The 16,524-nt window shown below is 73.1% G+C and carries 16 protein-coding genes; 5 read left to right on the top strand and 11 right to left on the bottom strand.

Annotated elements, in window-relative coordinates:
• The 5 genes from hutU (at position 1) to hutH (ending at position 7,186) form a co-directional block, all read left to right on the top strand.
• Positions 1–1,686, top strand: coding sequence for a urocanate hydratase (hutU, locus tag PSH03_RS30870; RefSeq protein WP_238691184.1), 1,686 nt, complete (start codon positions 1–3; stop codon positions 1,684–1,686).
• Positions 1,683–2,885 (top strand): allantoate amidohydrolase, encoded by a 1,203-nt coding sequence (locus PSH03_RS30865; RefSeq protein ID WP_238691183.1) that lies wholly within the window; start codon positions 1,683–1,685, stop codon positions 2,883–2,885. Before hutU ends, PSH03_RS30865 begins: the two co-directional genes overlap by 4 nt.
• Before the next feature lie 220 nt (positions 2,886–3,105).
• On the top strand, positions 3,106–4,467 hold the full coding sequence (locus tag PSH03_RS30860) for a formimidoylglutamate deiminase (RefSeq protein WP_238691182.1): 1,362 nt from the start codon (positions 3,106–3,108) through the stop codon (positions 4,465–4,467).
• The gene (hutI, locus tag PSH03_RS30855; protein WP_238691181.1) at positions 4,464–5,651 is read left to right on the top strand and encodes an imidazolonepropionase; all 1,188 of its coding nucleotides are present in this window, start codon (positions 4,464–4,466) and stop codon (positions 5,649–5,651) included. Before PSH03_RS30860 ends, hutI begins: the two co-directional genes overlap by 4 nt.
• On the top strand, positions 5,648–7,186 hold the full coding sequence (gene hutH / locus PSH03_RS30850) for a histidine ammonia-lyase (RefSeq protein WP_210780959.1): 1,539 nt from the start codon (positions 5,648–5,650) through the stop codon (positions 7,184–7,186). The genes hutI and hutH overlap by 4 nt, the downstream gene beginning before the upstream one ends.
• A gap of 61 nt (positions 7,187–7,247) precedes the next feature.
• Here the strand turns inward: hutH and rdgB are convergent, their stop codons facing one another.
• The 11 genes from rdgB to PSH03_RS30795 form a co-directional block, all read right to left on the bottom strand.
• Positions 7,248–7,865, bottom strand: coding sequence for an RdgB/HAM1 family non-canonical purine NTP pyrophosphatase (rdgB, locus tag PSH03_RS30845; RefSeq protein ID WP_238691180.1), 618 nt, complete (start codon positions 7,863–7,865; stop codon positions 7,248–7,250).
• On the bottom strand, positions 7,862–8,587 hold the full coding sequence (gene rph, locus PSH03_RS30840; protein WP_238691179.1) for a ribonuclease PH: 726 nt from the start codon (positions 8,585–8,587) through the stop codon (positions 7,862–7,864). Before rph ends, rdgB begins: the two co-directional genes overlap by 4 nt.
• Before the next feature lie 9 nt (positions 8,588–8,596).
• Positions 8,597–9,766, bottom strand: coding sequence for a glycosyltransferase (locus tag PSH03_RS30835; protein WP_238691178.1), 1,170 nt, complete (start codon positions 9,764–9,766; stop codon positions 8,597–8,599).
• On the bottom strand, positions 9,763–10,905 hold the full coding sequence (locus PSH03_RS30830; RefSeq protein ID WP_238691177.1) for a glycosyltransferase family 4 protein: 1,143 nt from the start codon (positions 10,903–10,905) through the stop codon (positions 9,763–9,765). The genes PSH03_RS30835 and PSH03_RS30830 overlap by 4 nt, the downstream gene beginning before the upstream one ends.
• Before the next feature lie 110 nt (positions 10,906–11,015).
• Entirely contained in the window at positions 11,016–11,759 is a 744-nt protein-coding gene (locus PSH03_RS30825) for an MBL fold metallo-hydrolase (protein ID WP_030331266.1), read from the bottom strand.
• A gap of 223 nt (positions 11,760–11,982) precedes the next feature.
• Positions 11,983–12,948, bottom strand: a complete 966-nt coding sequence (locus PSH03_RS30820; RefSeq protein WP_210780955.1) for a PLP-dependent cysteine synthase family protein — start codon at positions 12,946–12,948, stop codon at positions 11,983–11,985.
• Between the two features lie 11 nt (positions 12,949–12,959).
• Positions 12,960–13,331, bottom strand: coding sequence for a MoaD family protein (locus PSH03_RS30815; protein WP_210780954.1), 372 nt, complete (start codon positions 13,329–13,331; stop codon positions 12,960–12,962).
• 65 nt (positions 13,332–13,396) lie between these two features.
• Positions 13,397–13,885, bottom strand: a complete 489-nt coding sequence (locus PSH03_RS30810) for a M67 family metallopeptidase (protein WP_210780953.1) — start codon at positions 13,883–13,885, stop codon at positions 13,397–13,399.
• A gap of 52 nt (positions 13,886–13,937) precedes the next feature.
• Positions 13,938–14,438 carry a DUF2017 domain-containing protein gene (locus PSH03_RS30805; protein WP_210780952.1) on the bottom strand — a complete coding sequence of 167 codons (501 nt, stop codon included), beginning with the start codon at positions 14,436–14,438 and terminating at the stop codon, positions 13,938–13,940.
• Positions 14,435–14,725: an ATP-dependent Clp protease adapter ClpS gene (clpS, locus tag PSH03_RS30800; protein WP_088946433.1), complete on the bottom strand. Its 291-nt coding sequence runs from the start codon at positions 14,723–14,725 to the stop codon at positions 14,435–14,437. Before clpS ends, PSH03_RS30805 begins: the two co-directional genes overlap by 4 nt.
• A 148-nt stretch (positions 14,726–14,873) precedes the next feature.
• On the bottom strand, positions 14,874–16,424 hold the full coding sequence (locus PSH03_RS30795; RefSeq protein WP_210780951.1) for a P-loop NTPase family protein: 1,551 nt from the start codon (positions 16,422–16,424) through the stop codon (positions 14,874–14,876).
• Between the last annotated feature and the right edge of the window lie 100 nt (positions 16,425–16,524).

Below are 16,524 nucleotides of genomic sequence, written 5' to 3'. Positions count from 1 at the left end.
ATGACCCGACCCATTCGTGCCGCACGGGGCAGCCAGCTCACCACCCGCGGGTGGCAGCAGGAGGGCGCCCTGCGGATGTTGATGAACAACCTCGACCCCGAGGTGGCCGAACGCCCCGACGACCTGGTGGTCTACGGCGGCACCGGCAAGGCGGCGCGGGACTGGCCGTCGTACCACGCGTTGGTCCGCACGCTGACCGACCTGCGCGAGGACGAGACGATGCTGGTGCAGTCGGGCCGCCCGGTCGGGGTGATGCGCACCCACGAGTGGGCGCCCCGGGTGCTGCTGGCCAACTCGAACCTGGTCGGCGACTGGGCGACCTGGCCGGAGTTCCGCCGCCTCGAACAACTCGGCCTGACCATGTACGGGCAGATGACCGCCGGTTCGTGGATCTACATCGGCACCCAGGGCATCCTCCAGGGCACCTACGAGACGTTCGCGGCGGTGGCCGCCAAGATCGCCGACGCCCGGGGCGACGGGCAGGGGCAGAGCGACAGCACCCTCGCCGGCACGCTGACGCTGACCGCCGGCTGCGGCGGCATGGGCGGCGCGCAGCCACTCGCGGTCACCATGAACGGCGGCGTCTGCCTGATCGTTGACGTGGACCGCACCCGGCTCGACCGTCGGGTGCACGACCGCTACCTGGATGAGGTCGCCGACTCCCTGGACGACGCGATCGCTCGGGTCCGCGCCGCGAAGCGGGAGCGCCGGGCCCTGAGCGTGGGTGTGGTCGGCAACGCCGCCGAGGTCTTCCCGGAGCTGCTCAACCGGGGCGTCGAGATCGACATCGTGACCGACCAGACCAGCGCGCACGACCCGCTGGCGTACCTGCCGGTGGGGGTGGAACTGGCCGAGGCCCGGGACTACGCCGCCGCGAAGCCGGCCGAGTTCACCGACCGGGCCCGCGCGTCGATGGCGACGCACGTCGAGGCGATGGTCGGCTTCCTCGACGCCGGCGCCGAGGTGTTCGACTACGGCAACTCGATCCGGGGTGAGGCGCAGCTCGGCGGCTATCAGCGCGCCTTCGACTTCCCGGGCTTCGTGCCCGCGTACATCCGGCCGTTGTTCTGTGAGGGTAGGGGTCCGTTCCGGTGGGCGGCGCTCTCCGGCGACCCGGCCGACATCGCGGCCACCGACCGGGCCATCCTCGACCTGTTCCCGGAGAACGAGTCGCTGGCCCGTTGGATCAAGCTGGCCGGTGAGCGGGTCGCCTTCCAGGGCCTGCCGGCTCGGATCTGCTGGCTCGGTCAGGGCGAACGGGACAGGGCGGGCGTGCGGTTCAACGACATGGTCGCCGCCGGCGAACTCTCCGCCCCGGTGGTGATCGGCCGGGACCACCTGGACACCGGCAGCGTCGCCAGCCCGTACCGGGAAACCGAGGGGATGGCCGACGGCTCCGACGCCATCGCCGACTGGCCGCTGCTCAACGCCCTGGTCAACACGGCGAGCGGGGCCTCCTGGGTGTCCATCCACCACGGCGGCGGGGTGGGCATCGGCCGGTCGATCCACGCCGGGCAGGTGTGCGTGGCCGACGGCACCGCCCTCGCCGGTCAGAAGATCGAGCGGGTGCTCACCAACGACCCGGCGATGGGCGTCATCCGGCACGTCGACGCCGGCTACGAGAGCGCCCGCGAGGTCGCCGACCGCACCGGGGTCCGGGTCCCCATGACGGAGGGACCCGCATGAGCGACGACCTTTCCGACCGGTTCCGGGCGATGTGGGACGAGATCGCGCCGGTCGGGCGGGACGCCGACAGCGGCGGCTATCTGCGGTACGCGTTGACCGAGCCGGAGCGGGAGCTGCGCGCCTGGTTCCGGGCGCAGGCCGAGCGCCGTGCCATGCCGGTCACCGAGGACGGCAACGGCAACCTCTTCGCCCACTGGGGTGACCCCGAAGCGTCCGACGCGGTGCTCACCGGCAGTCACTTCGACTCGGTGCCGCACGGCGGGGCGTACGACGGGCCGCTCGGCATCGTGAGCGCGTTCCTCGCCGTGGACGAGCTGCGCGCCGCGGGCGTCACCCCCGGCCGGCCGCTGGTGCTGGGTGCCTTCGTCGAGGAGGAGGGAGCGCGCTTCGGCGTACCGTGTCTGGGGTCGCGGCTGCTCACCGGGGCGCTGCCGCCCGAGCGCGCGGCCGTCCTGCGCGACGCGGCCGGGGTGAGCTTCGCCGAGGCGCTCGGTGACCGGCCGGCGGGTGCCCGCCCGGAGTTGCTGGGCCGGTTCGGCGCCTTCGTGGAGTTGCACGTCGAACAGGGCCGCGCGCTCGTCGACACGGACGCGCCGGTCGCGGTGGCCAGCGCGATCTGGCCGCACGGCCGGTGGCGCTTCGACGTCGTCGGCGAGGGCAACCACGCGGGCACCACCCGGATGGCCGACCGCCGCGACCCGATGCTGACCTACGCGTTCACGGTCCTGGCGGCCAACAAGGAGGCCCGGCTGCGCGGCGCGCACGCCACAGTGGGCCGGGTCGCCGTCGAACCCAACGCCACGAACGCGATCCCGTCGAAGGTGACCGGCTGGCTGGACGCCCGGGCGGCCGACCCGGAGACGCTGACCGGGCTGGTCGACGCGGTACGCGGCAAGCTCGCCGAGCGGGCCCGCCGCGACGGTACGACGGTGACCGTCACCGAGGAGTCGGCCACCCCGGTGGTCGCCTTCGACGGCGGGCTGGCCAACCGCCTGGCCACCCTGCTCGACGCGCCGGTGCTGCCCACCGGCGCGGGGCACGACGCCGGGGTGCTCGCCGCGTACCTGCCCACCGCGATGCTCTTCGTCCGCAACCCGACCGGCGTCTCGCACTCCCCCGCCGAGGCCGCCACCGACGACGACTGCGCGGCCGGGGTACGGGCGCTGGCCCGAGTGCTGGAGGAGCTGACATGCCGGTGAACGACGTCGCGAGCCGCTCCGCGGACGGCACGGAGCTGCGGCGTCGGTGGGTGCGGAGTCTCCGGCGTGGCGAGGTGCGGCATCTCCTGTTGTCGTCCTTTGGAGCTGATGTCGTAAACGAATCAGCCGAAGCGCCCCAACTGTCGGCGTCACCCCGGCCGCCGGTGTCACCCCGGCCGCTGATGTCGCAGACGATTCAGCTCCAAAGGAGGCGAGGAGTATGACCACCGCCCGCTGGCTCGCTGAATACGCCTGGCTGCCCGAGCACGCCGAGCCCACGCCCGACGTGCTCATCGAGGTCGAGGACGGGCGGATCGCCGCACTCACACCGCTGGCGGGGGCTGGCGGCCCGGCCGCCGGCGTGGAGGTGTTGGGCGACGCCACCCGGCTGCCCGGCCTGACCCTGCCAGGGCTGGCCAATGTGCACTCGCACGCGTTCCACCGGGCGCTGCGCGGGCGTACCCACTGTGGACGGGGTGACTTCTGGACCTGGCGGGACCAGATGTACGCCGTCGCGGACCGGCTGGACCCGGACACCTACCTCGCGCTGGCCCGGGCCGTCTACGCCGAGATGGCGCTCGCCGGGATCACCTGCGTGGGCGAGTTCCACTACCTGCACCACCGGCCGGACGGCGGCGCCTACGACGACCCGAACGCGATGGGTGCAGCGCTGGTGGAGGCCGCCGCGCACGCCGGGATCCGGCTCACAGTGCTGGACACCTGCTACCTGACCTCCAGCGTGGACGGTCGACCCCTCGCCGGGCCGCAGCGCCGCTTCGGCGACGGCGACGCGGCCCGCTGGGCCGAGCGGGCCGCGGCGTTCCAACCGACGGACCCGCACGTCCGGGTCGGCGCGGCCGTGCACTCGGTGCGGGCCGTACCGGCCGATCAGTTGCGTACTGTCGCCGACTGGGCCGGGGAGCGGCAGGCGCCGCTGCACGTGCACCTCTCCGAGCAGCCCGCCGAGAACGACGAGTGCCGCGCCGTGCACGGGCGCTCGCCCACCGCCCTGCTCGCCGAGCACGGCGTGCTCGGGCCGCACACCACCGCCGTCCACGCCACCCACCCCACCAGCGCGGACCTGTCAGTGCTCGCCGACAGCCGGACCGGTGTGTGCCTCTGCCCGACCACCGAGCGGGACCTCGCCGACGGCATCGGCCCGGCCCGGCTGATGGCCGACGCGGGCATCCGGTTGAGCCTCGGCAGCGACAGCCACGCCGTGATCGACCTGTTCGAGGAGGCTCGGGCGGTGGAGCTGGACGAGCGGCTGCGTACCCGCCGGCGTGGTCACTTCGCGCCGCTCGACCTGCTGAACGCGGCCAGCGTCGCCGGGCACGCCGCGCTCGGCTGGGCAGACGCCGGAAGGATCGCGGTGGGCGCCCGCGCCGACCTGGTGACGGTACGCCTGGACAGCGCCCGCACCGCCGGGGTGCCGCCGGTGGGCGCGTTCTTCGCCGCCGGCGCGGCGGACGTCGATCAGGTGGTGGTGGACGGCCGGGTGGTGGTGGCCGAGGGCCGACATCTGACAGTGGACGTGCCGACCGAACTGTCGTCCGCGATCGAGGCGGTGACGCCCGCATGAGCGGCAGCCTGCTGGTCGACAACATCGGGGAGTTGGTCACCAACGGTGCCGGCGAGGGCCCGCTCGGCATCCGCCGCAACGCCGCGGTGCTGGTCGAGGAGGGCCGGGTGGTCTGGGTCGGCGCGTCCGCGTACGCGCCGGCCGCCGACCATCACGTCGACGCCGGTGGGGCCGCCGTGCTGCCCGGTTTCGTGGACAGCCACGCCCACCTGGTCTTCGCCGGGGATCGGGCCGCCGAGTTCGCCGCCCGGATGGCCGGTCAGCCCTACACCGGCGGCGGCATCCGGACCACTGTCGGTGCCACCCGGGCCGCCACCGACGACGAACTGCGCGCCACAGTGCGCCGGCTGCGCGGGGAGGCGCTGCGTCAGGGCACCACGACCATGGAGATCAAGAGTGGGTACGGCCTGACCGTCGCCGACGAGGCCCGCTCGCTGCGGATCGCCGCCGAGACCAGCACCGAGACCACCTTCCTGGGCGCGCACGTGGTGCCCGCCGAGTACGCCGACCGCCCCGACGACTACGTGGGGTTGGTCTGCGGGCCGATGCTGGCCGCCGCCGCCCCGCACGCGAAGTGGATCGACGTGTTCTGCGAGCGGGGCGCCTTCGACGTGGACCACGCCCGCGCCATCCTGGCCTGCGGTCAGGCCGCCGGGCTGGGCGTACGGCTGCACGCCAACCAGCTCGGCCCCGGCCCCGGGGTGCAGCTGGGCGTGGAGCTGGACGCGGCCAGCGTCGACCACTGCACCCACCTGAGCGACGCCGACGTGGCCGCGCTGGCCGACACGGCCCGCAGCGACGGGTCGGGCACCCGCACGGTGGCGACACTGCTGCCCGGCGCGGAGTTCTCCACCCGCTCGCCGTACCCGGACGCCCGCCGGCTGCTCGACGCCGGCGTCACGGTGGCGCTGGCGACGGACTGCAACCCCGGCTCGTCGTACACCTCGTCGATGCCGTTCTGCGTGGCCCTCGCGGTCCGCGAGATGCGGATGACCCCGGCGGAGGCGGTCTGGGCCGCCACCGCCGGTGGCGCTCGGGCGCTGCGCCGCGACGACATCGGTGTGCTCACCCCCGGCGCGCGGGCCGACCTCGTCGTCCTCGACGCGCCGTCGTACCTGCACCTGGCCTACCGGCCCGGTGTCCCCCTGATCCGCCAGGTAATACGCAACGGAGCACCGCAATGACGCACGTGACCATCCAGCCCACCGGAATCACCGCCGACGACGTGTTCGCGGTGGCCCGCGGCACCGCCACTGTCGTCCTCGCCCCTGCCACCGTCGACGCGATGGCGACCAGCCGGGCCATCGTGGACGGCATCGAGTCGTCGGGCCGTCCCGTCTACGGGGTCTCCACCGGGTTCGGCGCGTTGGCCAACACCTTCATCGCACCGGAGCGGCGGGCCGAACTGCAACACGCGCTGATCCGCTCGCACGCCGCCGGGGTGGGTGCCCCGATGCCGCGCGAGGTGGTCCGGGCCATGATGCTGCTGCGGGTCCGATCCCTCGCCCTGGGCCGATCCGGGGTCCGGCCGCTGGTCGCGGAGGCCCTTGTCGACCTGCTCAACCACGACATCACCCCGTGGGTGCCGGAGCACGGCTCGCTGGGCGCCTCCGGTGACCTGGCGCCGCTGGCGCACTGCGCGCTGGTGCTGCTCGGCGAGGGTTGGGTGCTCGGCCCGGCCGGCGAGCGGCAGGACGCGGCCGACGCGTTGACCGCCGCCGGGCTCAAGCCGATCGAGCTGGCCGCCAAGGAGGGGCTGGCACTGATCAACGGCACCGACGGCATGCTCGGCATGCTGCTGCTGGCCATCCACGACGCGGCGCACCTGTTCGCCATGGCCGACGTGACGGCAGCGCTGGCCATCGAGGCGATGCTCGGCTCGGAGCGGCCGTTCCTGCCCGAGCTGCACGCGATCCGGCCACACCCCGGTCAGGCGGCGTCGGCGGCGAACATCCACCGCCTGTTGCAGGACTCCCGGGTGATGGACTCGCACCGCGACGACCTGGCGCACGCCGTGCAGGACGCGTACTCGATGCGCTGCGCGCCGCAGGTGGCCGGCGCGGCCCGCGACACCCTGGACTTCGTCCGCACCGTCGCCGGCCGGGAGCTGGTCTCCGTTGTGGACAACCCGGTGGTGCTGCCGGACGGCCGGGTCGAGTCGACAGGCAACTTCCACGGCGCGCCGCTCGGCTTCGCCGCGGACTTCCTCGCCATCGCCGCCGCCGAGGTGGGCGCGATCGCCGAGCGGCGGGTCGACCGGCTGCTCGACGTCACCCGCTCCCGGGAGCTGCCGGCGTTCCTCTCCCCCGACGCCGGGGTCAACTCCGGGCTGATGATCGCCCAGTACACTGCGGCCGGGATCGTCGCCGAGAACCGTCGACTGGCCGCCCCCGCCTCGGTGGACTCGCTGCCCACCAGCGGAATGCAGGAGGACCACGTCTCGATGGGCTGGGCGGCGGCCAAGAAGCTGCGTACCGTCCTGGACAACCTGACCAGCCTGCTCGCGGTGGAGCTGCTGGCCGGCGTACGCGGCCTCCAGCTGCGCGCCCCGCTGGAGCCGTCCCCGGCCGGCCGGGCGGCCGTCGCCGCGCTCGGTGCGGCAGCCGGCGAACCCGGTCCGGACGTGTTCCTCGCCCCGGTGATGGAGGCGGCCCGTGCCGTCGTCGCCGGGCCGGAGTTGCGCGCCGCCATCGAACGGGAGGTCGGCCCGCTGGGCTGATCTCCAGCGGGTCGCTGTCGTCCGCCGCGGGTCAGGCGGCGGGCGACAGCACCTCGCGCCGTCAGGCGGCGGGCGGCAGCACCTTGGCGATCAGTTTGGCCAGCTCGCGCAGCGCCTTGCCCCGGTGACTGATGGCGTCCTTCTCCGCCGGGGTCAGCTCCGCGTTGGTCCGGTCCTGTCCGTCGCCCAGGAAGATCGGGTCGTAGCCGAACCCGCCGTCACCGCGCGGGGCACGCAGCACCCGCCCGGACTGCCGGCCGTCGACGAGGTGCTCCTTGCCGCCCGGCAGCACCAACGCCACGGTGCAGACGAACGAGGCCGTCCGCTGCTCGTCCGGCACGTCGCCGATCTGGTCCAGCACCAGCTGAAGGTTGGCCCGGTCGTTGCCGTGCTGGCCGGACCAGCGGGCGCTGAACACGCCCGGCATCCCGTTCAGCGCGTCCACCGCGAGCCCGGAGTCGTCGGCGATGGTCGGCAGCCCACTCTGCCGGCAGCCCTCCCGCGCCTTGATCAGCGCGTTCTCGCCGAAGGTCAGGCCGGTCTCCGGCAGCTCCGCGTACTGCTCGACGTCGTCCAGCCCGAGCAGGGCGATCCGGTGCGCGCCGAGCGCGCCGTCGAGAATCCGCTGTAGCTCGACCAGCTTCTTGCGGTTACGGGTGGCGAGCAGGACCTTGTTCATGCGAGTGCCTTCCGCTGGGCTTCGGCCAACTCGGCGCAGCCGGCGACGGCCAGGTCGAGCAGGGCGTCGAGCTGGTCGCGGGCGAACACGCCCGCCTCGCCGGTGCCCTGCACCTCGACGAAGTCGCCCGCACCGGTGCAGACCACGTTCATGTCCACCTCGGCGGCGACGTCCTCCTCGTAGCAGAGGTCGAGCCGGGCCTCCCCGGCGATGACCCCCACGCTGACCGCGGCCACCGAGCGGTGCATCACCTTGTCCGGCTTGCCGGCCAACGACTTGCGGGCGGCAAGCCAGCCCACCGCGTCGTGCAACGCGACGTACGCGCCGGTGATCGCGGCCGTGCGGGTGCCGCCGTCGGCCTGGAGCACGTCGCAGTCGAGCACTATCGAGTTCTCGCCGAGCGCCTTGAGGTCGATGCTGGCCCGCAGACTACGGCCGATCAACCGGGAGATCTCGTGGGTACGGCCACCGACCCGACCCTTGACGCTTTCCCGGTCGGAGCGGGTGTTGGTGGCCCGGGGCAGCATCGCGTACTCGGCGGTCACCCAACCGAGCCCGGAACCCTTGCGCCAGCGGGGCACCCCCTCGGTGACGCTCGCCGTGCAGAGCACCCGGGTGCCGCCGAACTCGACGAGCACCGAGCCCTCCGGATGGGTGCTCCAGCCTCGGGTCAGGGTCACCGGTCGAAGTTGAGAGGGCCCTCGCCCGTCAGGTCGCACCATCCCTGCACCCTATGCGGTGCGGCGATCCACCTCGCTCGCGGTGCCCCGGGGAACGTCCGCGCCGTGCACACCGAGGAACCCGGTGACCGCGGCCGGCCAGCCGAACTCCTCGGCCCGCGCCCGGGCGGCCTGCCGCCGCTGCGCCTCCGGCCGGGCCGCCAGGCGGGTAACCGCCGCCGCCATCGACACCCCGGAGCCGTACGCGGCCAGCCCCGCCTCGCCGACCACCTCGGGCAGCGCGCTGGCCGCGTTGACCACCACCGGAGTGCCACAGGCCAGCGCCTCCAGGCCGGCGAGGCCGAAGGTTTCCACCGGGCCGGGCGCCAGCACCACGTCCGCGCTGGCCAGCAATGCTGCCACCGCGCTGCGGTCCGGCAGGAAACCGGTGAACGTCACCGGCAGCCCCGCCGCCCGCCGGGCCAGCGCGCCGCGCAACGGGCCGTCGCCGACCATCACCAGCACCGCCGGCACGCCCTCGCGGCGCAGCTCGGCGAGGGCCTGCACGGCCAACTCCGGCCGCTTCTCCGCTGACAGCCGGGCGCAGTGCACCAACAGCATTTCGCTGGAGTCGCCGTACCGCTCGCGCACCAGCGGGTCGGCCCGGCACGGGGAGAAGGTGTCCAGGTCCACCCCGAGCGGCACCAGGTCCAGGTTGTCGACGCCGATCCGGTCGAACTCCTCGGCAGCCCATCGGGTCGTGCAGACGATCCGGTCGTACGCCCGAGCCGTCGCCCGGTTGAGCCGGTCGGCAATGGGCCGGCGCAGCGTGTCTGGCACACCCCACTGGCCGAGCAGCCCGGTCAGCGACTCGTGCGACACCATCACCGACGGCACCCCGCGCGCTCGCGCCCACCGGCCCGTCCACCGCAGTGTCGACCGGTCGGAGACCTCCAACCGATCCGGTGTCAGGTCGTCGAGGAGCTGGGCCAACCGGCGTCGGCCGGCCAGCAGCCGGTACCCACCGCTGCCCGGCAGCCGCGGCCCGGGCACTGTGATCACCCGCCCCCACGGGTACGTCTCGTCGGCGGCCCGCTGACCGGGTATCACCAGCACCGGATCGTGGCCGGCCGCCCGGTAGCCCACACCGAGGTGCCGCAGCGCGGTACGCAGGCCGCCGGAGCGTTCCGTGACGAAGTTGGCGAGCCGCACGATCCGCAGCCCGCCGGTGGCCCCGGTCACGAGGCGGCCGGCAGGCCGACGGTGGCGGCGACGGCGCGTACCGCGTGGTAGTGCCCGATCAGCTCGTCGCCGACCGCCGCCCAGCTGCGGCGACTGACCGCGACGCGGGCGGCCAGCCCGTAGGCCCGCCGCCGGTCGTCGTCAGCGGTCAGTTCGGCCACCGCCGCGGCGAGCGCGTCGCCGTCGTTCGGTGGCACCAGCAGCCCGGTCACGCCCTCGTCGACCAGGTCGACCGGGCCGCCGCTGGCCGGCGCCACGACCGGCACCCCGGAGGCCAGCGCCTCCTGGATGGTCTGGCCGAAGGTCTCGTGCGGTCCGGTGTGCACGAACAGGTCGAGGCTGGCGTAGAGCCGCGCCAGGTCCTCGCCCTGCTGCACGCCCAGGAAGGTCACCCCGGGCAGCTCGCGGGCCAACTGGCGGCGGGTCGGGCCGTCGCCGGCCACCACCACCCGCACCCCGGGCAGTCGGGACGTCGCCGCCAGCAACTCGACCCGCTTCTCCGGGGCGAGCCGCCCGACGTAGCCGACCAGCAGCTCACCGCCGGGCGCCAGCCGGTCCCGCAGCGCCGCGCACCGCTTGGCCGGGTCGAAGCGAACGGCATCGACACCGCGCCGCCACAGCCAGATCCGCTGCACACCGTTGGCGATCAGGTCAGCGGCGGCCCGGGTGGAGGGGGCGAGGGTGCGCTGCGCCGAGTTGTGGATCTCGCGGATCCGCCGCCAGGCCGCCGCCTCACCCCAACTCACCCGGTACGCCCGGGCGTACGCGGCCACATCGGTCTGGTAGACGGCCACCGTGGGCAGGCGGTTCCGGCTGGCCAGCATGGCTGCCCGGGCGCCGAGGACGAACGGGCTGGCCAGGTGCACCACGTCCGGCTCGGCCGAGAGCAGCGCCCCGGTCAGTCGGGCGTTGGTCGGTACGCCCAGCCGGAAGCCCTGGTAGCGGGGCAGCGGCACGCTCGGAATGCGCACCACCGGGTACGGCAGCCGGTCGACGTCCTGCCGGCCACCGGGCGGGGCGGGCGCGATGACCACCGGCTGATGGCCACTGTCGAGCAGGTGCTCCGCCGTCCGCACCACTGAGTGCGCGACGCCGTTCACATCCGGTGGGAACGACTCGGTCACGATGGCGATCCGCATGCCCACACCGTGCGGGTGCCACTGGTGCGCCAGACGACCGTCCGCTGACCGGCCGGCGAACAGTACGGCACAACACCGCGGCCCGGCCCCGCGAACCGGGACTCGGTGCGTCAGACGTCGTAGCTGGCGCCGGGCCGGACCACCTCGAGCGGCCCGGTGTACGCGGAGGCGGCCGACTCCAACGTGTGCGCCTCGCTGCCCCAGGCGGGCACCAGGTGGGTGAGCAGCAGCCGACCCACAGCGGCCTTTGTCGCCGCCTCGCCGGCCTCCCGACCGGTCAGGTGCAGATCCGGCGGATTGTCCATGCCGTCGAGGTAACTGGCCTCGCAGAGGAACACGTCGGCGTTCTGGGCCAGCCGCAGCAGCGCCTCACAGGGCGCGGTGTCCGACGAGTAGCACAGCGAACGGCCGTCGTGCTCCAGCCGCACACCGTACGTCTCGACGGGGTGGTTGACCCGGTCGACGGTGACGGCGAACGGGCCGATCGGGAAGGTGCCCGGCTGGAGCGCGTAGAACTGGTACACGTCCTCCACCGAGCCGTCGTCGCCGTACGCGGCGCTGAGCCGGTCCGGCGCGCCGGCGGGCGCGTACACCGGCAGCGCCGGGTAGGGGCCGTCCGGGGCGTACCGGCGCACCACCACGTACAGCACTGCGTCGAACATGTGGTCGCAGTGCAGGTGGGTCAGCAGGATGGCGTCCGGGGCGTGCAACCCCGCGTACCGCTGGAGGCTGGACAGCGACCCCGAGCCGAAGTCGACAAGGAGCCGGAAGCCGTCGGCCTCGACGAGGTAGGCCGAGCAGGGCGACTCGGGGCCAGGGAAACTGCCGGCGCTTCCCAGAACGGTCAGTCGCATCGAGTGGTCTCGCTGTCACTATCAGTAGCACCCGCGCCGGCGATGGTCCCGGCCATGATCTCTACCGACGCGTACGCCACGCTGCGCAGCCTACGCTGGCGCACCCGGCAGCAAGAATCATCCAACGGAAGTTGTCACGAACGTGACACCCGCTCGCGGTACGTCGGGACGGGTACGGGCCGCCGACGAATGTCGACGGCCCGTAGTCGGCAGACCAGATCGGTCAGGCCCAGAGCTGCCCCTCCAGGGCGTCCTCGGCATCGGCGAGTGTGCCGCCGTACGCGCCGGTGGACAGGTACTTCCACCCGCCGTCACAGACCACGAAGGCCACATCGGCCCGCCGGCCGTCGCGCACCGCCTCGTGCGCCACCGCCAGCGCGGCGTGCAGGATCGCACCGGTGGAGAACCCGGCGAAGATGCCCTCCACCTCCACGAGCTGACGGGTGCGCAGCACCGCGTCCCGGGTGCCGACCGAGAACCGCCGGGAGAGCACCGAGGCGTCGTAGAGCTCCGGAACGTACCCCTCGTCGATGTTGCGCAGGCCGTAGACCAACTCGCCGTAGCGCGGCTCGGCGGCCACGATCTGAATGCCCTCGACCTTTTCCCGCAGGTAACGCCCGGTGCCCATCAGGGTGCCGGTGGTGCCCAGCCCGGCCACGAAGTCGGTGATGCTGGGCAGGTCGTGCAGCAGCTCCGGCCCGGTCGTCTCGTAGTGCGCCCGCGCGTTCGCCTCGTTGCCGTACTGGTAGAGCATCACCCAGTCGGGGTGCTCGACGGCGATCTGCTTCGCCGTGGCGACCGCCTGGTTGGAACCACCCGCCGCCGGCGAGAAAATGATCTCGGCCCCGTACATCCGGAGCAGCTGCACCCGCTCGGTGGAGACGTTCTCCGGCATCACACAGACCAACCGGTAGCCGCGCAGCTTCGCCACCATGGCCAACGAGATGCCGGTGTTGCCGCTCGTCGGCTCGAGGATGGTGTCACCCGCGCGGAGCCGGCCAGCCTCCTCCGCCGCCCGGACCATGAACAGCGCCGCGCGGTCCTTGATGCTGCCGGTGGGGTTACGGTCCTCCAGCTTGGCCCAGAGCCGCACCGGAGGGGCCCCCTCGGGCACCGTCGGAGAGAGTCGGGGCAGGCCGACCAGCGGCGTACCCCCGCAGGCGTCGAGCAGGCTGTCGTACCGCGCCATGGCGGCCGACCTCAGCGAGCCGCGACGGCGTCGCGGGCCAGCGCGGCGGCGGCACCCTGCGAGCTGATGCTGTGCGAGCTGATCGCCGCCGCGGCGGCGAAGCCGAACGCGCCGCCCGCCACCGCCGGCAAAATGGTGACGCTGTCGCCGTCGGAGAGCTTCGCGTCGAGCGCGCCGAGGAAGCGGACGTCCTCGTCGTTCACGTAGACGTTGACGAAGCGGTGCAGCGTGCCCGCGTCGGTGATCAGCCGGCCGCGCAGACCGCCGTGCCGGGAATCCAGGTCGTTGAGCAGGTCGGCGAGCGTGTCGCCGGTGCCGTCGACGACCTTGGCGCCGCCGGTGTAGCTGCGCAGGATGGTGGGGATGCGAACCTCAATAGCCATGATGGGGAACTCCTCGATCGGGTGTGCCTACGGTGACGGGACGAGACGGCTGCGGCGCTGACAGGTCAGCGGCCGGAACACTCGTAATCGACCGTCGCCGGGCTCTGCCCGAACATGTAGGACTGGACGGCGTGCGGGTCGACACCGGCCTCCACGACACGGACCGGCTCCTCGGTGACCACGCCGTCGACGATCCGGAACGACCGGATCTCCTCCGAGTCGGTCTCGCGGGTCGAGACGAGCAGGTAGTGCGCCCCCGGCTCACCGGCGAAGGAGACATCCGTCCGCGACGGGTACGCCTCGGTCGCGGTGTGCGAGTGGTAGATGACGACTGGCTCCTCGTCCCGGTCGTCCATCTCCCGCCACACGCGCAGGTGCTCCATCGAGTCGAACTCGTAGAAGGTCATCGACCGCGCGGCATTGTCCATCGGGATGTGCCGGGTCGGGGTGTCGCTGCCGACGGGACCGGCGACCACGCCGCACGCCTCGTCAGGGTGATCCCGGCGCGCGTGGGCGACGATCGCGTCAATGATCGACCGGTCGATGCTCAGCACGTGCACCAGCCTAACGCCTGCCGGGCACGGGCCGAAGTGGTGCCGGTCACCCCTAGTCGATCAAGGCGTTGAGCAGCGACTCCTGTAGATACCCGAGATAGGCGTAGACCGAAAGCTGGAACACCCGGCTGGAACCCGGGTCCTCAGCGACCGCGTCGTCCAACTCCTCGCCCAGATCCGTGCCGTCCTTGATCTCCAGGCGGACGCCCATCGCGAGCCGGGCGTCGTTCAGTGCCCGCAACCACGCCTCGGCGGCTTCGGCGTCCAGCCGCACCTCGCCACCGGCCTCGTCCGGCAACGCGGCCAGGATCGCCCCCGCCTGATCGATCTTCGCGGTCTTCAGGTCACCCTCGGTGTAGCGGCGAAACTCGGCGGTGCCCGGAGCGTCCTGTGGGTAGACCGCCGGAAAGAGCCGACCGACCACCGGGTCGGTGTGGTCGAAGCCGTCGGTGAGCAGACCCACCACCTCGGAGGCGACCTTGCGCAGCACCCGCACCTCGTCGACGGCGAAGACGGCGACGTAGTGACCGGCCTGGCGATGGAACATGCTCATGACCTGTCCACCGTCGCCCACAGCCCGTACGCGTGCAACTGCGACGCGTCGTGCTCCATCCGTTCGCGGGCACCGGTGGAGACCACGGCGCGACCCTTGTGGTGCACGTCCAGCATCAGCTGCTCGGCCCTCTCCCGGCTGTAGCCGAAAAGCTTCTGGAAGACCCAGGTCACGTACGTCATCAGATTGACCGGGTCGTCCCACACGATCGTCACCCACTGCCGGTCGGACGCCGGCACCTCGTCAGTGTCCGGCGTCTCGACCGGTGCAACCTGCGGAGCCGCCATGCCCCCCATCGTGCCACCGGTTTCCCGGAACCGAGGAACCGGAACGCCGGCCCGGCGCGGATCACCCACCCCGGGCCCTCCCGACCCGCCTCGGACGCCATCGGAGGCGGGGTCCGGCCCGGACCCGGACCGACCGGTGGGCGCGCCGTCAGGCGAGCAGAATGCCGTGATCGACTGCATCGGAGAGCACCACGCCCAGCGAGAGGCGGATCACCTCGAACCGTCGGGAGATCTCCCTGGACAACCCCAACTCGACCTCGCGCACCGCCCGTTGGGACCAGGCCCGCGCCGCGCTGTGGTCGTCCTTGCCGGGCGTACGCCACTGCTGCCAGCACCCGCCGGAGAGCGCCACCGCGATCGGCGGGAGCACCTCGTCCCGGGACGCCGCCGGATAGCTGGCGGCCGCGTCGATCGCCTCCAGGCCGGTCAACTCGGCCACGCCGGCCGTGCTGGTGATCAACAGCACCTTGTCCAGTTCGTGGCCGGGCCGGTGATCGGCCAGGCCGTACTGCACGGCGGCGGCGATCCGACGTCGCACGCCTTCGGACGGCGGCGCGCCGAGCACCCGGGACGCAGCGTCGATCACGATGCCGCGCACCGCCTGGTCGCACTGCGCGGTGGCCAACAGCGACAACGCCGCCATCTCCCGGTCGAGGAGATCCGGTAGGCCGGCACAGCCGACGCCGAACACGATCTCCTGAACGGCCCGAAGGTGGATGTTCGCCAACTCCAGGGCGAGGTGCTGGCGGATCCGCTGGGCGCACGAGCGGGCCTGGCGGTCGAGCCGCTCGGACCAGTCACCCGGATCGGCGGCCACGGCGACGCGGCCCTGCTGGCCCGGCAGGACCGGTGGGTCGACACTGGCCCGCTGCAACCCCTCACGCGACGCCCAACCCACCAGCGCCCGCCGCAGGTCGGCGGCGGTGTCGGCACCGTCGACCGGAAACCACCGCGCACCGGCCAGCGCCGGCACCGCGGCCAGGAGCGCCGCCCGATGTGCCTCCACCGTCACCGCGACCGCATCCACCTCGGTCTCCGCACCACCGACCGGCGGGACGGACGCCCCCGCGCCCTCCGTAGTCGCCGTGCCGTCGGACAGCGGAGCCCACCCCGCCGCGCCGGGGGTGACCGCGAAGACGACCTCCACCGAGGTCGGGGCGACTTCGGCGAGCAGGTTCAACTCGGCGGCGGTGAAGGCCTGGTCGGCGGCGATCACGAAGAGCAGCGCGCCGGCTCGGCCCGCCGCCTCGAGCAGCACCCGGGTGCCGGACACGCCGAGGGTGGCGGTGTCCGGAACGTCGACCAGGGTGAAGTGCCGCAGCAGCGGCTGGGGCACGCTCAGCTCGACACGCCGGGGCGGGCGGGCCAACGCCGGACCGGCGGCGTCCCGGTCCGCGCCGTACGAGTGCGGCTGGCGGTAACCGGGAACGAACGCCGCACGGGTAGGCACCTTGGCGTCGCGCACCACCAGCCAGCTGCCCGCCGGCACGGTCAGCATCACCGGGTCGAGCCCGAGCAGGGTGGCGAGCACGGCACGCCGCTCGGCACCGGCCGGGCCGACGGCGACCACACCGAGCGGCTCGTCCGGGGCGGCGCCGGACACGCCGACCCGGGTGGGAAGAGGGCCGCAGGTGGGTAGGTCGGCTGGGCCGGTCATGTCGTCCGGCGAATCGACCGAGGGGAGAGGGCCCTGCATCATCAGGTGCCTCCCGTTGCAGGTGACCGGGGATCCGGTCGCGAAAATTCCGGTACGTCAACCCGGATGTCGGAAGACTACGGGCGGGCTGGCAACCGGGCGG

This window comes from Micromonospora salmantinae, assembly GCF_022230905.1.
Lineage (GTDB): Bacteria > Actinomycetota > Actinomycetes > Mycobacteriales > Micromonosporaceae > Micromonospora > Micromonospora salmantinae.
This window is presented reverse-complemented; position numbering and strand designations above follow the sequence as displayed.

Coding starts and splice junctions, on each gene's coding strand:
- hutU (WP_238691184.1), top strand. CDS start 1: ATGACCCGACCCATTCGTGCCGCACGGGGCAGCCAGCTCACCACCCGC.
- PSH03_RS30805 (WP_210780952.1), bottom strand. CDS start 14,438: ATGAGCATGTTCCATCGCCAGGCCGGTCACTACGTCGCCGTCTTCGCC.
- rph (WP_238691179.1), bottom strand. CDS start 8,587: ATGGTGCGACCTGACGGGCGAGGGCCCTCTCAACTTCGACCGGTGACC.
- hutH (WP_210780959.1), top strand. CDS start 5,648: ATGACGCACGTGACCATCCAGCCCACCGGAATCACCGCCGACGACGTG.
- PSH03_RS30830 (WP_238691177.1), bottom strand. CDS start 10,905: ATGCGGATCGCCATCGTGACCGAGTCGTTCCCACCGGATGTGAACGGC.
- PSH03_RS30820 (WP_210780955.1), bottom strand. CDS start 12,948: ATGGCGCGGTACGACAGCCTGCTCGACGCCTGCGGGGGTACGCCGCTG.
- PSH03_RS30825 (WP_030331266.1), bottom strand. CDS start 11,759: ATGCGACTGACCGTTCTGGGAAGCGCCGGCAGTTTCCCTGGCCCCGAG.
- PSH03_RS30865 (WP_238691183.1), top strand. CDS start 1,683: ATGAGCGACGACCTTTCCGACCGGTTCCGGGCGATGTGGGACGAGATC.
- PSH03_RS30860 (WP_238691182.1), top strand. CDS start 3,106: ATGACCACCGCCCGCTGGCTCGCTGAATACGCCTGGCTGCCCGAGCAC.
- PSH03_RS30815 (WP_210780954.1), bottom strand. CDS start 13,331: ATGGCTATTGAGGTTCGCATCCCCACCATCCTGCGCAGCTACACCGGC.
- clpS (WP_088946433.1), bottom strand. CDS start 14,725: ATGGCGGCTCCGCAGGTTGCACCGGTCGAGACGCCGGACACTGACGAG.
- rdgB (WP_238691180.1), bottom strand. CDS start 7,865: ATGAACAAGGTCCTGCTCGCCACCCGTAACCGCAAGAAGCTGGTCGAG.
- PSH03_RS30795 (WP_210780951.1), bottom strand. CDS start 16,424: ATGATGCAGGGCCCTCTCCCCTCGGTCGATTCGCCGGACGACATGACC.
- hutI (WP_238691181.1), top strand. CDS start 4,464: ATGAGCGGCAGCCTGCTGGTCGACAACATCGGGGAGTTGGTCACCAAC.